Source organism: Schaalia sp. lx-100 (assembly GCF_021083625.1).
Classification (GTDB): Bacteria; Actinomycetota; Actinomycetes; order Actinomycetales; family Actinomycetaceae; genus Pauljensenia.
The window spans coordinates 231527-247336 of the sequence record NZ_JAJNRP010000002.1; the positions used below are offsets into that span (position 1 = coordinate 231527).

The window sequence follows — 15810 nt, forward strand, 5'->3', positions numbered from 1 at the left end:
GAATCTTGCGTAAGCGCACTTAATTTCCGACAGATTACTTTCTGGTGCTTCACCTAAGACCAGTGTGCGATAGGCTGGAGCACAGTATGTTCACAAGATATTTCCACTACCTAGGAGTCTGAGCACGTGTTCGGAAACCTTTCTGATCGTTTGAGTGAATCTTTCAAACAGCTACGTTCACGCGGTGTCCTTACAGAACAAGATGTCGATCAGACAATGACGCAGATTCGTCGTGCGCTTATTGACGCTGATGTGGCTTTGCCTATCGTTCGTCAATTTGTCACTGACGTGCGTGAAAAAGCTTATGGTGCGGCTCGTTCGCGTGCTTTGAATCCTGGTCAGCAAGTTGTACGTATCGTCCACGATGAATTGGTTGAGATTCTGGGCGGGCATACACGAGAGCTACATTTTGCTCAGCGGGGTCCTACGGTTTTCATGCTCGCAGGTTTGCAGGGCGCCGGTAAAACAACACTTGCTGGAAAACTTGGACGATGGCTTCGTGAAGAAGGAAAAAATGTTCTTCTTGTGGCCGCTGACCTTCAGCGCCCTCAAGCTGTTGCTCAGTTACAGATTGTCGGTGAACGTGCAGGTGTTCAGGTATGGGCGCCTGAGGTGGGAAATGGTGTTGGCGATCCTGTTCATGTGGCACGCAGCGGTTTAGATCATGCCATCACAACCGGTATTGATGTAGTGATTGTTGATACTGCTGGTCGTTTAGGTGTTGACCAGGAAATGATGGACCAGGCTATTGCTATCCGCGATGCGGTCAATCCTCACGAAATCATGTTTGTCCTTGACGCTATGATCGGTCAGGATGCCGTTACTACTGCTACAGCTTTCCGTGATGGTGTCGGCTTTACCGGCGTTGTCTTATCGAAACTTGATGGTGACGCTCGTGGTGGTGCCGCTTTATCTGTTCGCGGCTTGACCGGTGTGCCTATTCTTTTTGCTTCAACCGGTGAAGGTCTGGAAGATTTTGAACGTTTCCATGCAGATCGCATGGCTGGCCGCATCCTTGACATGGGTGATGTGCTCACTCTGATTGAACAGGCAGAAAAGAAACTCGACGCAGAAGAAGCCCAAAAAGTCGCTCAAAAAGCGATGTCTGGTGAACTGACCTTAGATGATTTCCTTAGTCAGCTTCAACAAATTCGCAAACTGGGATCGATGAAAAAAGTCTTGGGAATGATTCCCGGTATGGCTCAGATGCGTCAGCACATTGATAATCTTGACGAACGTGAGATTAATCGTGTTGAAGCAATTGTACGATCAATGACACCGCAAGAACGGGCTGATGTTTCTTTACTCAACGGGTCACGGCGTGCTCGTATTGCTCGTGGTTCAGGAACAACCGTCGCTGATGTGAACTCTTTAGTGAAACGCTTTGAAGCAGCCAAGTCCATGATGGGGCAGATGGGCGCTATGGGAGCTGGAATGCCTGGTTTCGGATCTTTGCCCGGGCAAGGTGGCAAAGCGAAACAAAAAGCGCAAGCACGTAAAGCGCAAGCTGAACGGGCGAAAATTAAAAAGAAAGCTCGAAGCGGTAATCCTGCGAAACGTCGCCAGCAAGAACTCGAAGCACTCTTACCAAAAGAGCAGCGTTCTTCGGCAGAAGCCGCTGGTTCTGCTTTTGGTGTGCCACAACCGACCGCTCAAGGGCCGCGTCCCTCTTTAGAGGATCTGCCTGATGACATTCGACGAATGATACAGGGCCTGTGATGCGCCTGCACGGGTGGATGCTGTGGGGGCAAAACGCTCAATGGGTACAGGGAACATGGAGCGTTGAGGGGGGTATTATCCGCTCTGTTCCTGAGGGGCAGGGAAACACCTGCGCAGACTTCACTGGTTTTTTTACACCGGGTTTTGCTGACGTGCATTGCCATATCGGTATTGGTCCTGACGGGCCGGTTGATATTGATGTTCAAAAAGCTCAAATGGAGGCACAGCTCAGTTCAGGTGTCCTACTTGTAAGGGACTGCGGCGTTCCAGTCGATAACTCGCAGGTGCGTTTACATTCATCTGTGCCAGTTCTTATACGTTGCGGGCAACATATTGCTCGTGTGAAACGCTATATTCGTGGTTTGCCACGTGAAATTGAACCGGCTGATTTGCCTGAGGTCATGGCCCAGGAAGCTCGTCGTGGGGATGGATGGGTCAAAATTGTCGGTGATTGGATTGATCGTTCACAGGGCGCTCAGGCCGATCTTGCTCCACTATGGCCGCGTGAGGCTTTAATTGATGGTGTGGCAGCTGCTCATGAGGCGGGTGCTCGTGTTGCTGTTCATGCTTTTTCGCATACAGTGATTGATGATCTGCTTGAAGCAGGAGTTGATGATATCGAGCATGGAAGCGGGATGGATGCCGTTCAGCTTCAATGTGCAAAAGAACGTGGAATTGCAGTTACACCTACGTTGCAGCAAGTGGAGCTTTTTGCTGATTTTGCAGCGCAGGCTGGACGAAAATATCCAATGTATGCAGCAACAATGCAAGCCATGTATGACACTCGTGTGGCGCATGCTCAGATGCTTTTTGATAGCGGTGTACAGATTTTGTCAGGTACGGATTCTGGTGGGTATCAAGAACATGGATGCATAGGTGACGAGTTGAGATTATGGCTGGCTGCTGGCCTGAGGCCTGAACGTATTCTTGATTATGCGACATGGGGGACACGTTCCTATTTAGGTTTTTCTTCCCTTGACGAAGGAAAGTCTGCTGATATGGTCTTTTTCCGGGAAGATCCGCGTGAAAATCCTTCGGTGTGGGGAAAGCCTGATGTGGTTTTTAGTGCAGGTGTGCCGGTTTATTGTCGTGACTCTTGAGGCAAAAGCGGCATGAAAGTATGATGGGCCTAGTGATAGTGACCAGTTCCACTATGTAAAGATCTGTCTAGGTGCTGACAGAGTTTCAAAGAAATGCTTCTTCGTGGCATAATCAGTAGCTGTACTCGCGCTTTCGGTGACCCTCTCTCTCCGTTGGCACGCGTCCTTGGAGTTTTTCTTTACCTGTGTTTCCCACCAGGAGAAGAATGACTTCGCCCCTAGTTGAAACAGGAGTGACCACACAAGTGGCAGTTCGTATTCGTTTGAAGCGCATGGGTAAGATCCATGCACCCGTTTACCGTGTCGTTGTTGTCGATTCACGTAAAAAGCGTGATGGGCGTGTGATTGAAGAAGTGGGTTTGTATGATCCAACCCCGAATCCTTCAATCATTAAGATTGAATCCGATCGCGTGCAGTACTGGCTTGGCGTGGGCGCACAGCCTTCCGACCAGGTTCGTAATCTGCTCGTGTTGACAGGCGATATTGCTCGTTTCCACGGCAAGGCTGATGCTGTATCACGTGTCAAGGTTGCCGAAGGCGACAAGGTTGCAGAAACTGAAGAAGCTATTAAGGCTGCTGAATCTGCTGCAGAAAAGCGTAAAGCTGAAGTTTCTGCACAAAAAGCTGCTGCTCAGGCAGAAGCACAAGCAGCTGAAGCTGCGGCCGCTGAATCAGAATCGGAAGCACCTGCTGCCGAAACTGAGGCTGAGGAAGCCTGATGATGCTTGCCGACGCTTTGGAACACCTTGTAAGCGGAATTGTCGATCATCCTGAAGATGTGCAAGTACGCACACGTTCACAACGTCGAGGGCAAATGCTTGAAGTGCGTGTGAATCCTGATGATCTTGGCCGTGTTATTGGTCGAGGTGGTCGAACAGCTCGTGCGTTGCGTACCGTTGTCGGTGCTCTTTCTTCGCGTGGCCCTGTGCGTGTTGATGTCGTTGACACTGATAGGGAATAGAGCGTAGATCCGTAAAGAGCCAGCCCTTATTGAGGGCTGGCTCTTTTGTGTTCACGACCAGCCTTAAAAAGAAATACGAGACAAATACTTTTCAGGTCAGCGGCAAAAGTGAGGGTACTGCTTAAAATATGTGTCCGTTGGCTGCATGTTGTGTCTATCTGCTGACGTGGCTTATTAACATAGGCCAGTTGGTACTTTTCTATTGCATAGCCAAAAGATCAGTATTGCCCTCAGCGACAGTGTGTGAGGGAGGATCACCTCAAAAATTACGACACAAAGGTACTAAACTTATCCATATGCAGATGACAGCGGCTCGTATAGGTCCTCCTCATGGTCTTCGCGGTGAGGTTTTTCTTGAAATTCGTACAGATGATGCTGATATTGTTGTTATTGGTGCGACATTCACAACAGACCATACACAATGGCCTACACTCACCATCGAATCACTACGCAGAAGTAAAAATCGTGTCATTGCGGCATTTCATGAAATCTTGACACGTGAAGACGCTGAAAAAGTACGTGGCACTGCTTTGCTCATTGAGGAACATGCAGAGGAAAATGCATGGTATCCTCATCAGCTCAAAGGGTTGAAAGCTGTGAATACTCACGGTCAAGAACTAGGTACTGTGACGGGGATACACACAGGTGCTGCGCAAGATCTTTTACTTGTCCGAACGGGGAGAGGCACCGTTATGGTCCCCTTTGTGCAACAGCTCGTCCCAACGATTGATTTAGAAGCAGAACAGATCATTATTGACCCTCCCGGTGGTTTATTTGATGATGAAGTGATTGATGGTCCTGATGGTGGGAACGGGTATGCGCTTTGATCTTGTCTCTATTTTTCCGCAGTATTTCAATGCGCTTGATGAATCGTTGATTGGGAAGGCTAAAGAAAAAGGCACTCTCACTGTTAATGTGCATAACCTACGAGACTGGACCAATGATCCTCATCGAACAGTTGACGACAGTCCATACGGTGGTGGTGCTGGTATGGTTATGCGTCCTGATATTTGGGGGCGCGCACTTGATGACATACTGGCCTACCCACTTGCAGATACTCAGGGAGAAGCTGAGCCGCGTCGTGTTCTTGCCATTCCTACACCTGCGGGTATTCCTTTAACTCAGCAGCTTGCGCAGGATTTATCGCAGGCCGACCAAATTATTGTGGCCTGTGGGCGCTACGAGGGTATCGATCAGCGGCTTTCAGACCATTACGCGCAAATTGGTGTTGAAGTCATTCAGTTTTCTTTAGGTGATTATGTCCTCAACGGTGGGGAAGTAGCTGCGCTGGTTCTGGTAGAAGCCGTTGGGCGTCTATGTGATGGAGTTATTGGTAATCCTGAATCCTTGGTTGAAGAATCGCATAGTTCTCAGGGATTACTGGAATACCCTGCATATACGCGTCCGCTCTGCTGGCGTGGTCATGAAGTTCCCAATGTTTTGCGTTCCGGTAATCATCAAGCGATTACTCTGTGGCGGCGTGAACGTTCATTGGAACGTACTGCTAGGCACAGGCCAGATATCGTGCAGCGCCTCGACCCGCAGATGTTGACCGTAGAGGATCGTGAAATTCTTGCATCCTGCGGATATATTGTGAAACCTCAGCGTGCGACCCTCACTATACGACAGGCGCAGGCAAGTGATGCTCATGAGATTGCTGATCTTGCTGCTCGTACTTTTCCGGATGCGTGTCCGCCTCATCTGCCGAAAGAAGCTATCACAGCTTTTATTGAGGAAAATTTATCTGCTGAATTATTTGCCGGTTTTTTAGCTGATACGGCACGTTTCCGCATACAGATTGCTGTTGCAACTGTGGAGGCTGAGCAACAACCAATGATATGTGGGTACACGCTTAGTCATGTTGGTGAAGCTGCGTTACCAGAGGATATGCTTCGGTCGGGTAAATGTGAAGCGTCATCTGCATATCTGTCGAAATGCTATGTTGATAGCCATTGGCGTGGTTCAGGAATAGCTGGAGCGCTTTTAGAAGCCGCTGTGGTGGATGTAGAATCGACTTCATCTGCTCCACAAATCGTTTTGGGTACCAATATCGGTAACAAGCGCGCAAAAGCTTTCTATCGTCGTCACGGTTTTACAGTTGTTGGCAGGCGGCGCTTTAACGTGGGTGGTGTGGAAAATATTGATGATATTTTGGTGCGTTCGCTCAAAGCCTCGCGTCAGTAAATCCTCATAAAGTCATCATTTCCTTGAGTGTATGCTAGAGATTTTTAAGTATTTTTTATCTTGTAAACAAAAGGAAACTTTTGAGGCCGACGGTGCTTAAAATCACTGTCATCCTTGCTCATAATAACGTGGAAAAGTTGGGCAAATATACGGTTTATGGCACACTTAGAAGGTAGTTTGACGTGGCGTAACCTGCCGCAGGGGGACGCCGTGACGTTAAACTTTCGCGTATATTGCAGGATAAACCTGCCGAATGAGACGTGACTGACCTGCGGCAGGTGCGTCAAGGAGAAAAAATGCAGAAGCTGGACGCAGTTGATGCCGCTTCATTACGTAACGACATCCCCCCCTTCCGCCCAGGCGACACCCTCAAAGTGCACGTTAGGGTTGTTGAAGGTAACCGCTCCCGCATTCAGGTCTTCCAGGGTGTCGTGATTGCTCGTCGCGGTCACGGTGTTTCCTCTACTTTCACCGTTCGTAAAGTTTCTTTCGGTGTAGGTGTGGAACGTACTTTCCCATTGCACGCCCCTACCATTGACCACATTGAGGTCGTAACCAAGGGCGATGTGCGTCGCGCGAAGTTGTACTACTTGCGTGAACGCCATGGCAAGGCTGCGAAGATCAAAGAACACCGTTCAGGTTCAGCAGAATGATACGCTGAATTTGAGACAGTTTGGCCCGGGCACCGAGCAAAAGGTTGTGCCGGGCCGAACTTGTTAATGCAGGTGAAAACCGCATTTACTGAGGAGAACATCATGTCAGAGAATCGAGCGCGGCTTGTGAGCTACGGAGGGCCACGGCATTTGCCTTCTCGACGTGAACTCCGAGAAGAGGAACGAAAACGCGCATCTTCCCCGTGGACGTGGGTAAAAGAAATTACTTTTATCCTTGTAACCGCGTTGGTTGTTTCGACGCTCTTACGTATTTTTCTTGTACAAATTTTCTGGATTCCTTCGGCATCCATGAAACCAACGCTTCAAGAAAATGACCGTATAGCTGTTTCGCGTATTTCCTCATGGACCGGAAATATCACGCGAGGCGACATCGTGGTTTTTGATGATGTTAATGGTTGGCTTCCTCAGCAGGAAAAACACTGGTGGACATCTATCGGTGAATTCGTTGGACTTGTCCCAGCAGGTTCAGGGCAAACACTCGTGAAACGTGTCATTGGTGTAGGCGGTGACACTGTTGCATGTTGCAATGCGGAGGGCCAATTAACAGTCAACGGAAGCGCCATACGCGAACCGTATCTGGCTTCCTCATCAATTCATCAACAAGAGGACCAAACTTTCGCAGTCACTGTGCCTAAAGGATATGTGTGGGTTATGGGTGATAATCGTTCAAACTCCGCAGATTCACGCTACCATTTCCTGAAAGGCGATAATCCTTTCATTCCTGCTCGCTCTGTTGTCGGTAAAGCTGTTGCTGTGATGTGGCCGCTGAATAGGTGGACAATACTTTCCGGGCGTGAAGTATTCGCCACAGTTCCATAGAATTGACACCTATGCGCTATGAGACAACACGGGAATACGAAATAGAGTTAGCATCCCGTTATGGTGGTTTGGTCGCAGGAATCGACGAGGTAGGGCGTGGTGCTTTAGCTGGTCCTGTCGCCGTGGGCGTCACACTTGTAGGAGCAGCACAGAGGCAAGCACCTGTTGGTTTAACAGATTCAAAGCTTCTGACACCTCAGAAACGTCATGCTCTTATTGAACCTATACGTGAATGGGTTGTTGATGCGGCAATAGGTTGGTCTTCCGCGCAGGAAATTGACCAGTGGGGTATTATTGCAGCTTTACGCTGCGCGGCACAAAGGGCGTTAGCTGAACTTGAAAATAGGGGATATCGACCCTCTGTGATTATTTTAGATGGTTCACATGATTGGCTTTCTCAGCCGAGCAAGGACCTGTTGAGTCAATATGATGAGGAACGTGAACCTGTTTTTTACGATGTGACGATGCCCGTGAAAACACGAGTTAAAGCGGATGCGACATGCAGTGTTGTGGCAGCGGCATCGGTTCTTGCCAAGGTGAGTCGAGATCAGATGATGGCAGAGCTACCGGATTATGGATATGGTTGGGCTTCAAATAAAGGTTATTCCAGTGCTGCGCATATTGCTGCTTTACGTGAAAAAGGAGCATCACCGTGGCATCGACGCTCATGGAAACTGCCGATGTGATGTGACAATCACGCGCCCTAGTTGTATGACTTCATATTTAGCAAGGAAGATAGATTCATGAGTGACGATATTGAAAACTATGAAAATAACCTTGAACTGGAACTTTTTCGCGAATACAAGGACGTTATTGGGCTATTCACATATGTAGTAGAAACGGAAAGACGTTTTTACCTGTGTAATCAGGTGGATGTGCAGGCTCGTCCAGTGGGGCAAGATGTTTTCTTTGAACTAACACTGACGGATGCGTGGGTGTGGGATATTTACCGATCGTCACGTTTTGTTCGCTCAGTTCGTGTCATCACCTATAAAGACGTCAATGTTGAAGAACTGACGAAATCGGAGCTGCGTATTCCGTGAAATACCCCTGTTGAGGGAACCTGAAGAATATCTGTTGCATTATGGGTGACTTTTAATGCTTTCTTCCTTCATGTGAGAAGGGTATGTTTTTGTGCGAAATTGAGGATGCGTAGACTTTCTGCTGCTAGTAAGGTTGCGTACTTTCACGTGCTGATTTCACAAGTAACGAGGCCTACTTGCGCTGAAATGAGTGATGAGAGTCCTCTAAAGAAAAGATATCCACATATACGTCTTTGACATACCTGTTTATCCACAGGTGAGTAAAACGCTTCTGACAGATTCTTATTTTGTATGACAGGCTGCCTCTATTGGAGGTGACCACAGTGAAGCACATGAATGTTGCTTTAGGGCGAGCAGGCGAAGAATACGCAAGTATGCTCCTGACGAATGCAGGGTACGAGATACTTACGCGTAACTGGTATTGCGGTCGCACTGGTGAAATTGACATTATTGCTCGTGATAAGTCACTAGTAGTGATTGTTGAAGTACGTACTCGTATAGGAAATTCATATGGAAGCCCTTTAGAGTCTATTGATCGGCGTAAACTCCACCGCTTGAGGGTGTTAAGCACACAATGGCTGCAGAAAACACATACGTATACTCCGGCGCGTATCGACGTTATTGCTTTAACGATTCCGCGTGAATATCGATCAGCTTTAATGGCACACACTTGTGAGAAAAATATTGACCTTTCGCTATTTCATCCGCATGTACGTTGGGTGAAAGGCGTGTCATGACAGTTTCCACCTTATCTGTTGCACTTGTAGGGTTACAGGGGCACATTATTGAAGTAGAAACCCATGTGGGTCGCGGACTTGTTGCTTTTACATTGGTTGGCTTACCTGATGCTTCTTTACGTGAATCAAAAGAACGAGTTCGCGCAGCTTTACAGACATGCGGCTTAGAGGTTCTTGATCGGCATATTATTGTTAATCTTTCACCTGCTGGTTTACCAAAATCTGGTAGCGGATTTGATCTAGCAATTGCTGTTTCAGTCCTTATTGCGACGAAAAAAATTCGTCCAGAACCATTTGCTCATGCTGTTTTAGTAGCTGAAATTGCTTTGGATGGTACATTACGTCCTGTTCCAGGTGTTTTACCAGCGCTTATTGCTGCTCAACGTAAAGGTGTTGTGCGTGCCATCGTTGCCCCGGAAAATGTTCAAGAAGCTGAACTTGTTCCTGGAATAGAAGTGATTTCTCATGGGCATCTGTCTGATGTCGTGATGTGGGCAGGTGGCAGGGCTGATAAGCCTCCTCAAAATACGCGGAGGAATTTTATGGCCGATTCTTCAGATTTAGCACATGCTACGTCCACATATGCGGGTGATATTTCAGATATACGTGGGCAAAATTACGCTATTGAGGCTTTAGAAGTAGCTGCAGCAGGCGGGCACCACTTGCATTGTGTAGGGGAACCGGGCTCGGGTAAAACAATGCTCATTCAACGTATGCCCACAATTTTGCCTGCATTAGATGATGAAATAGCGATGACAACAACGGCTATTCATTCGCTTGCCGGTGTTCTTTTATCAAAACAGGGGCTTATTCGTCAGCCGCCTTTGCAAAGCCCGCATCATAGTGTGACGATGCCCGCGCTTATTGGAGGAGGCTCACCCGTTTTGCGTCCTGGGGCAGTGTCTTTAGCGCACGGAGGAGTTCTTTTCCTTGATGAAGCTCCCGAATTTTCACCGCGTGTGTTAGATGCTCTGCGGCAACCTCTTGAGGAAGGAGAAGTCAGTATTCATCGCGCACGCGGGCATACGCGTTTTCCAGCGGATTTTCAATTGGTATTGGCTTCTAATCCGTGCCCATGTGGTGGAGGTAATCGGGTGAAAAAATGTACATGCTCATCTATTCAACGGCGACGTTATCAGGCACGTTTATCTGGCCCGTTGTTAGATCGCATTGATATTACAGTGGGGATGCGAGCGCCTACGCGTGCTGACTTGTTGGCTCCTTCCATATATACATCAGCTCAAATAAAAGATCGGGTATCTGAAGCCCGTGCTCGCGCAGCTTACCGTCTGCGTGATACGCAATGGCATATGAATAGGCAGGTCACAGGTTCTTGGCTTCGACAGTGTTCTCAAATCCCGGTATCTATTGTGAAAGCTCTTGATGAAGCTGTGGATCGTTCTGACATCACTATGCGTGGAGCGGATCGAATTTTACGTGTCATGTGGACAGCAGCTGATCTTGAAGGGGCAACGCGCCCTGATGATAGTCATTTAGGTTTTGCCCTTTCTTTGCGTACAGGAGGGGCATATGTGTAGTCATGAAAAAAATATGGGACGCTACTTAGTGGGTAGGAGCGATGACATATCAGTGTCATGTAAGCCGCAAGAAGTATATGAGGAATATAGTTCGCCAGTTTTACGTGAAGATAATCAACAAAATTCCCCGAGTCGTCAGATGCCCGTAAGACAGGCGAATCCTCGAAAAACAATGAGTGAATATGAATATGCTGTGTGGTGGTCGTGTGTCGTAGAACCGGGTGATTATTTTGCTTCTCATCTGCGTTCTGTATGTGGAGAAGAAGAAGCTCAACGTTGGGCTTGCGCTCCACGCATCACTTCTTTACCTGATTCGCTTTATGCAGTAGCTGCTCCTGAGCATTGGGAGAAAACATGGCATAGGTGGAAAGCACGGATTGACATGGTGAACATTGAAAAAGAACTGAGTATTGTGCATCGTATCGGTGGTTATGTGTTGACACCGGATAGTGCTCAATGGCCGCATATGCTCAAAGATTTAGGTCCAGTGATGCCGAGTGCTTTATGGGTGAAAGGTCGTATATCTTCACAGCCTTGTGTCGCATTAGTAGGTGCGAGGGCTTCTACGCGAGCAGGAGAAAGAACATGTCGTGATATGGCTGTTGCTTTGACTGATAAGGGTTTCACTGTGGTTTCGGGTGGGGCCATCGGTATTGATGCGGCAGCTCATCATGGCGCTGTGGATGCTGGAGGAAAAACATACGCGCTTATGGCAGGAGGTTTAGGAGCTTTATATCCCGCAACGAATCGGGAACTCTTTGAAAAGATTGTATCTACAGGGGGAGCACTTATCAGTGAAGTTCCTCCTTCGTGGCGCCCGGCGCGTTGGAGATTTTTAGCGCGTAATCGATTAATAGCAGCTTTATCTATGGGTGTTGTGGTGATTGAAGCAAGTTATCGTTCAGGCGCATTAGCAACAGCTCGTCATGGTGTGGAACTTGGACGTGAAGTAGGTGCTGTACCAGGTTCTGTTGATGGGGTCATGTCTCAGGGCTGTCATGAATTGATTCGGCAAGGTGGGATTCTCATACGTCATGCAGAGGATATACAGCGTATGATTTACCCTTTTGCTGATGTGAATGAATCTGTAGGGTACGATCATCCTCATCAAAAAACACGTGTTGTATCAGGGATTGAAACCTTGCCAGAGGAACAACGTCGAGTATGGGAGGCGATGCCACTTCATTCAGCAGTAACGGTTGAAAAACTCAGTTATTCCAGTGGTTTAAGTCGTTCTGAGGTTCTTTCTGCATTAGCTTATTTAGATTTAGCAGGATGGGTGAGTGCGCATAGTCGTGGGTGGCGACGAATACAGAAAAACAAATAAAAGTAGTCCCACAGTGAGTATGTGCTTTTCTTACGTGAGGATGAAACGTTAGTGAACAGGGACGGTACGATGAAGGGGTGCAGGAAAAAACACCGTATGAAGCGTGGATATCGTATCTGAGAAATGTGCGTGGCTTAAGCGAACATACTGTGAATGCCTATGGAAGTGATGTTTTAGCCTGTCTGGAATATTTCGGATTAGGTACTCACGCCAGTGGCGAGGATATACGCCGATGTCTGACAACGCGCTCTTTACGTTCATGGTTGTCTTATGGACATGAAGGGGGGATGACACGCTCAACGGTAGCGAGGCATGTATCCGCATTACGTTCATTTACATCGTGGCTTGTGCTCAACAGCATTATGTCGACTGATCCGGCACTTCCGCTCATGACGGCTCGGCCAGATCAGCGTTTACCACAGGTTGAAGATGTGGAAGGCGCTTTTCGTTTAATGGATAAAGCTCGCCACATTGCACAGGGCCGGCCATCACAGCCAAGCAATATTCGTGACTGGGCTATTGTTGAGTTGATCTATTCCACGGGGATACGTGTAGAAGAATTATGCGCTCTTGATCTTCTTTCTTTTCAACCGCGTGAATTAACTATGAGAGTTTTCGGTAAAGGTCGAAAAGAACGAGTCGTTCCTGTGGGGGATTATGCCGCTGAAGCATTACATATGTGGATCCATTCAGCTCGTGATCTTTTAGTCGCTGACCCTAAGGAAAAAGCATTATTCGTTGGTGTGCAAGGTAAACGAATAAATCAACGTGTTGTACGTTCGGTCATACATCGTTTATGCGCGAAAGCCGGAGTGAAAGATTTAGCTCCGCATGCTCTGCGACACACGGCAGCAACACACATGCTTCAAGGGGGAGCCGATTTACGGGCTGTACAAGAACTTCTTGGCCATTCGTCATTAAATACGACGCAACGCTATACGCATGTTGATACTCAACGTTTATCAGCTATTTATCGCTCTGCTCATCCGCGAGCATAAGCACTGTGAGGACATATCTGTTTTGACGCATAATAAAGGAAATACGCGAGTAAGAATAGATAGCTCGTATATGCGCTACTGCGTAGTGCTCCATCCATCCCATATTTTCAATACGCTGCGTTCACGTAGGAAAAGTAAGGGATTAAGCCATTTTTGCGCTGACACTTTCACGCCCCAATGTAAGGCCCCAGGTGAATGACCTTCAGCCACGTAACCAAGAAGTTCTCCGGCATGTACTTTTTGTCCACGAACTACCTGCGCATTGATCGGTTCAAATGTTGTGCGCAAAGGAAAATCAGGACTTCCTACATTGAGTGATAGGACAGGTCGATCAACTACTGTTCCAACGAAAGAGACAGTGCCTGCGGTAGGCGCGTACACCTCACTTGCAATAGGAACATCAAAATCAACACCTCGATGTCCTGATAGCCATGGCTGTGCCGGTTCAGTAAAAGGGCGTGCAATCGGAACAGGATGTCCTGTTGGCCATAACCAGGGGCGCTGAGGGGGATTATCTGTTGAATGAGCTGGTAAAGCTATCAGAAGGAAAAACAAGCACAGACATATCCCTGTTAATGTCTGCTTGAGCAAAGCGTTTTCAGATGTTCTGTGACTTGAGGGTTGAGATGTCGTCATGCGGATAGTATGCGTAAGTGCCTGGCATGATGATACTGCTCACAGGGGTCTTGGGGATAAAGTCATCGTTTTCCACAGGAAAACAGAGGGATAAGGGTCACATGTGCAGCCGCATGATGTTGCAAAATCATGGGATAGAATGGTCCTGCATCTGTATGCATACAGGTGACTTCGCGCGTCATTTCTGTGTTCTCCGTCAAAGCGGTACTGAACCAGAGCGTAGTTGGCATGGTTCCTTCATAGGTGCTGACTCGTTATGACGCTAGGGCCTCTTTCGGGACTTCCGAATACAGGCGACAAACCAATATGGCTTCATAACAAGCCACACCGCTAATTTAAGGCGGGGAAAGGACGATCAATGGCAGTCGTAACCATGCGTCAGCTTCTTGAATCTGGAGTCCACTTCGGTCACCAGACTCGTCGTTGGAACCCCAAGATGAAACGTTTCATCTTGACTGAACGCAATGGCATTTACATCATCGATCTCCAGCAAACTATTGCTGACATTGATATTGCCTATGATTTCGTTAAAGAAACTGTGGCCCACGGCGGCTCCATTCTTTTCGTTGGTACAAAGAAACAAGCACAAGAAGCTATTGCTGAACAGGCTTCACGTGTAGGCATGCCTTACGTGAATCACCGTTGGCTCGGCGGTATGCTCACAAACTTCTCAACAGTTTCTAAGCGTCTGCAACGCCTGAAGGAACTGGAACAGATCGACTTTGATGATGTTGCAGGTTCTGGACGCACAAAGAAAGAACTGCTGATGATGCGTCGTGAGATGGATAAGCTCTCACGCACACTCGGTGGTATCCGTGACATGAACCGTGTTCCCTCTGCAGTATGGATCGTTGACACAAAGAAGGAACACCTCGCTGTTTCTGAAGCTCGCAAACTCAATATTCCGATCGTTGCTATTTTGGATACCAACGCTGATCCAGATGAGGTTGATTACCGTATTCCTGGCAACGATGATGCTATCCGCGCTGTCGCTTTGCTGACTCGTGTGATTGCAGATGCTGTGGCTGATGGCCTCCTCTCGCGTTCGGCTTCACGTAAGTCTGCTGCAGGTGAGGAAGCTGAAGTTGCTGCTGAACCTCTTGCTGAATGGGAACGCGAACTGCTTGAAGGCGGCGAAACCGCTGCCGCAGAAACTCCCGCTGAAGCAGCATCTGCTGAAGAAACACCATCTGAGAACTGATCGTTAGCATCACAGAGAGGAAATAGAGCAATGGCAAATTTCACCGCTGCTGATGTCAAGGCATTGCGTGATCAAACTGGCGCCGGCATGATGGACGTAAAGAAAGCGCTTGTTGAGGCCGATGGAGATGCAGAAAAAGCTCTTGAGATTATTCGTCTCAATGGCTTGAAGTCCATTTCTAAGCGTGAGGATCGTCAGGCTTCTGCTGGTCTGCTTGCCGCCCGCGTACAGGACAATACTGGTGTCCTTGTTGAAGTTAACTCCGAAACTGACTTCGTTGCAAAGAACCAGAAGTTCATTGATTTCGCTAATTCTGTTCTTGAAGCAGCTGTTGCTTCACAGGCCGCTGATCTTGAGACACTGCTTGCAGCTCCTCTAGGAGAAGGAACAGTACAGGATGCTTTGAACCAGATGGCTGCTGTTATCGGTGAAAAGCTTGAAATCCGTCGTGTTGTCCGCATGGCCGGTGAACATGTAGAGCTGTATCTGCATCAAACCAGTCCCGACTTGCCTCCACAGGTCGGTGTCTTTGTGGTCACTAACGCTGCAGGATCTGCTGTGGCACACGATGTAGCTTTGCACATCGCTGCTTACATGCCTTCCTACCTTGACCGTGATGCTGTTCCGGCTGATGTTCTTGAAAAAGAACGCGCCACTTTGGAAAAGATCACTCTAGAAGAAGGCAAGCCTGAAGCTATCGTCCCCAAGATCGTTCAGGGACGTTTGGAAGCCTTCTTTAAGGATAACTGCTTGGTAGATCAAGCATTTGCTCGTGATCCTTCCAAGTCAGTTGGTAAGGTTCTTTCTGAGGCAAATGCTGAGGTCGTCGAATTCATTCGCGTCCACGTGGGAGCCTAAATCCTTATAAATGAC

The 15810-nt window shown here is 48.1% G+C and carries 17 protein-coding genes; 16 read left to right on the forward strand and 1 reads right to left on the reverse strand.

All coding sequences use genetic code 11. The features are described 5' to 3' along the window. Nucleotides 1–126 precede the first annotated feature (126 nt). The 14 genes from ffh (at nt 127) to LRP54_RS02500 (ending at nt 13100) form a co-directional block, all read left to right on the forward strand. Entirely contained in the window at nt 127–1719 is a 1593-nt protein-coding gene (ffh, locus tag LRP54_RS02435; RefSeq protein ID WP_231234830.1) for a signal recognition particle protein, read from the forward strand. Next, the gene (locus tag LRP54_RS02440; RefSeq protein ID WP_231234879.1) at nt 1719–2819 is read left to right on the forward strand and encodes an amidohydrolase family protein; all 1101 of its coding nucleotides are present in this window, start codon (nt 1719–1721) and stop codon (nt 2817–2819) included. The genes ffh and LRP54_RS02440 overlap by 1 nt, the downstream gene beginning before the upstream one ends. Before the next feature lie 245 nt (nt 2820–3064). After that, the gene (gene rpsP / locus LRP54_RS02445) at nt 3065–3538 is read left to right on the forward strand and encodes a 30S ribosomal protein S16 (RefSeq protein ID WP_231205226.1); all 474 of its coding nucleotides are present in this window, start codon (nt 3065–3067) and stop codon (nt 3536–3538) included. 2 nt (nt 3539–3540) lie between these two features. Continuing rightward, a complete protein-coding gene (locus tag LRP54_RS02450) occupies nt 3541–3780 on the forward strand; it encodes an RNA-binding protein (protein ID WP_231205227.1) in 240 nt (79 codons plus the stop codon). Between the two features lie 296 nt (nt 3781–4076). Then, nucleotides 4077–4607 (forward strand): ribosome maturation factor RimM, encoded by a 531-nt coding sequence (gene rimM / locus LRP54_RS02455; RefSeq protein WP_231234831.1) that lies wholly within the window; start codon nt 4077–4079, stop codon nt 4605–4607. Continuing rightward, entirely contained in the window at nt 4597–5964 is a 1368-nt protein-coding gene (trmD, locus tag LRP54_RS02460; RefSeq protein WP_231234880.1) for a tRNA (guanosine(37)-N1)-methyltransferase TrmD, read from the forward strand. The genes rimM and trmD overlap by 11 nt, the downstream gene beginning before the upstream one ends. Before the next feature lie 296 nt (nt 5965–6260). Then, nucleotides 6261–6617: a 50S ribosomal protein L19 gene (gene rplS, locus LRP54_RS02465; protein ID WP_231204832.1), complete on the forward strand. Its 357-nt coding sequence runs from the start codon at nt 6261–6263 to the stop codon at nt 6615–6617. 102 nt (nt 6618–6719) lie between these two features. Further along, nucleotides 6720–7457, forward strand: a complete 738-nt coding sequence (gene lepB, locus LRP54_RS02470) for a signal peptidase I (RefSeq protein WP_231234832.1) — start codon at nt 6720–6722, stop codon at nt 7455–7457. Between the two features lie 11 nt (nt 7458–7468). Further along, nucleotides 7469–8143 (forward strand): ribonuclease HII, encoded by a 675-nt coding sequence (locus LRP54_RS02475; RefSeq protein ID WP_231204837.1) that lies wholly within the window; start codon nt 7469–7471, stop codon nt 8141–8143. 57 nt (nt 8144–8200) lie between these two features. After that, nucleotides 8201–8500, forward strand: a complete 300-nt coding sequence (locus LRP54_RS02480) for a DUF2469 domain-containing protein (RefSeq protein WP_231204839.1) — start codon at nt 8201–8203, stop codon at nt 8498–8500. Between the two features lie 332 nt (nt 8501–8832). Beyond that, the gene (locus LRP54_RS02485) at nt 8833–9237 is read left to right on the forward strand and encodes a YraN family protein (protein ID WP_231205229.1); all 405 of its coding nucleotides are present in this window, start codon (nt 8833–8835) and stop codon (nt 9235–9237) included. Beyond that, nucleotides 9234–10775, forward strand: a complete 1542-nt coding sequence (locus LRP54_RS02490; protein WP_231204841.1) for a YifB family Mg chelatase-like AAA ATPase — start codon at nt 9234–9236, stop codon at nt 10773–10775. Before LRP54_RS02485 ends, LRP54_RS02490 begins: the two co-directional genes overlap by 4 nt. After that, nucleotides 10768–12102 carry a DNA-processing protein DprA gene (gene dprA / locus LRP54_RS02495; protein WP_231234833.1) on the forward strand — a complete coding sequence of 445 codons (1335 nt, stop codon included), beginning with the start codon at nt 10768–10770 and terminating at the stop codon, nt 12100–12102. Before LRP54_RS02490 ends, dprA begins: the two co-directional genes overlap by 8 nt. Before the next feature lie 77 nt (nt 12103–12179). Beyond that, nucleotides 12180–13100, forward strand: coding sequence for a tyrosine recombinase XerC (locus LRP54_RS02500; RefSeq protein ID WP_231204845.1), 921 nt, complete (start codon nt 12180–12182; stop codon nt 13098–13100). 75 nt (nt 13101–13175) lie between these two features. On the opposite strand, the gene LRP54_RS02505 is transcribed toward LRP54_RS02500, so the two are convergent. Then, the gene (locus LRP54_RS02505) at nt 13176–13736 is read right to left on the reverse strand and encodes a M23 family metallopeptidase (RefSeq protein ID WP_231234834.1); all 561 of its coding nucleotides are present in this window, start codon (nt 13734–13736) and stop codon (nt 13176–13178) included. Between the two features lie 358 nt (nt 13737–14094). Here LRP54_RS02505 and rpsB point away from each other — a divergent pair, with 358 nt between their 5' ends. Together rpsB and tsf are read left to right on the forward strand one after the other, a co-directional pair. Then, nucleotides 14095–14937, forward strand: coding sequence for a 30S ribosomal protein S2 (gene rpsB / locus LRP54_RS02510; protein ID WP_231234835.1), 843 nt, complete (start codon nt 14095–14097; stop codon nt 14935–14937). Nucleotides 14938–14967: 30 nt separating this feature from the next. After that, nucleotides 14968–15795 carry a translation elongation factor Ts gene (tsf, locus tag LRP54_RS02515; protein WP_231234836.1) on the forward strand — a complete coding sequence of 276 codons (828 nt, stop codon included), beginning with the start codon at nt 14968–14970 and terminating at the stop codon, nt 15793–15795. Nucleotides 15796–15810: the final 15 nt, after the last annotated feature.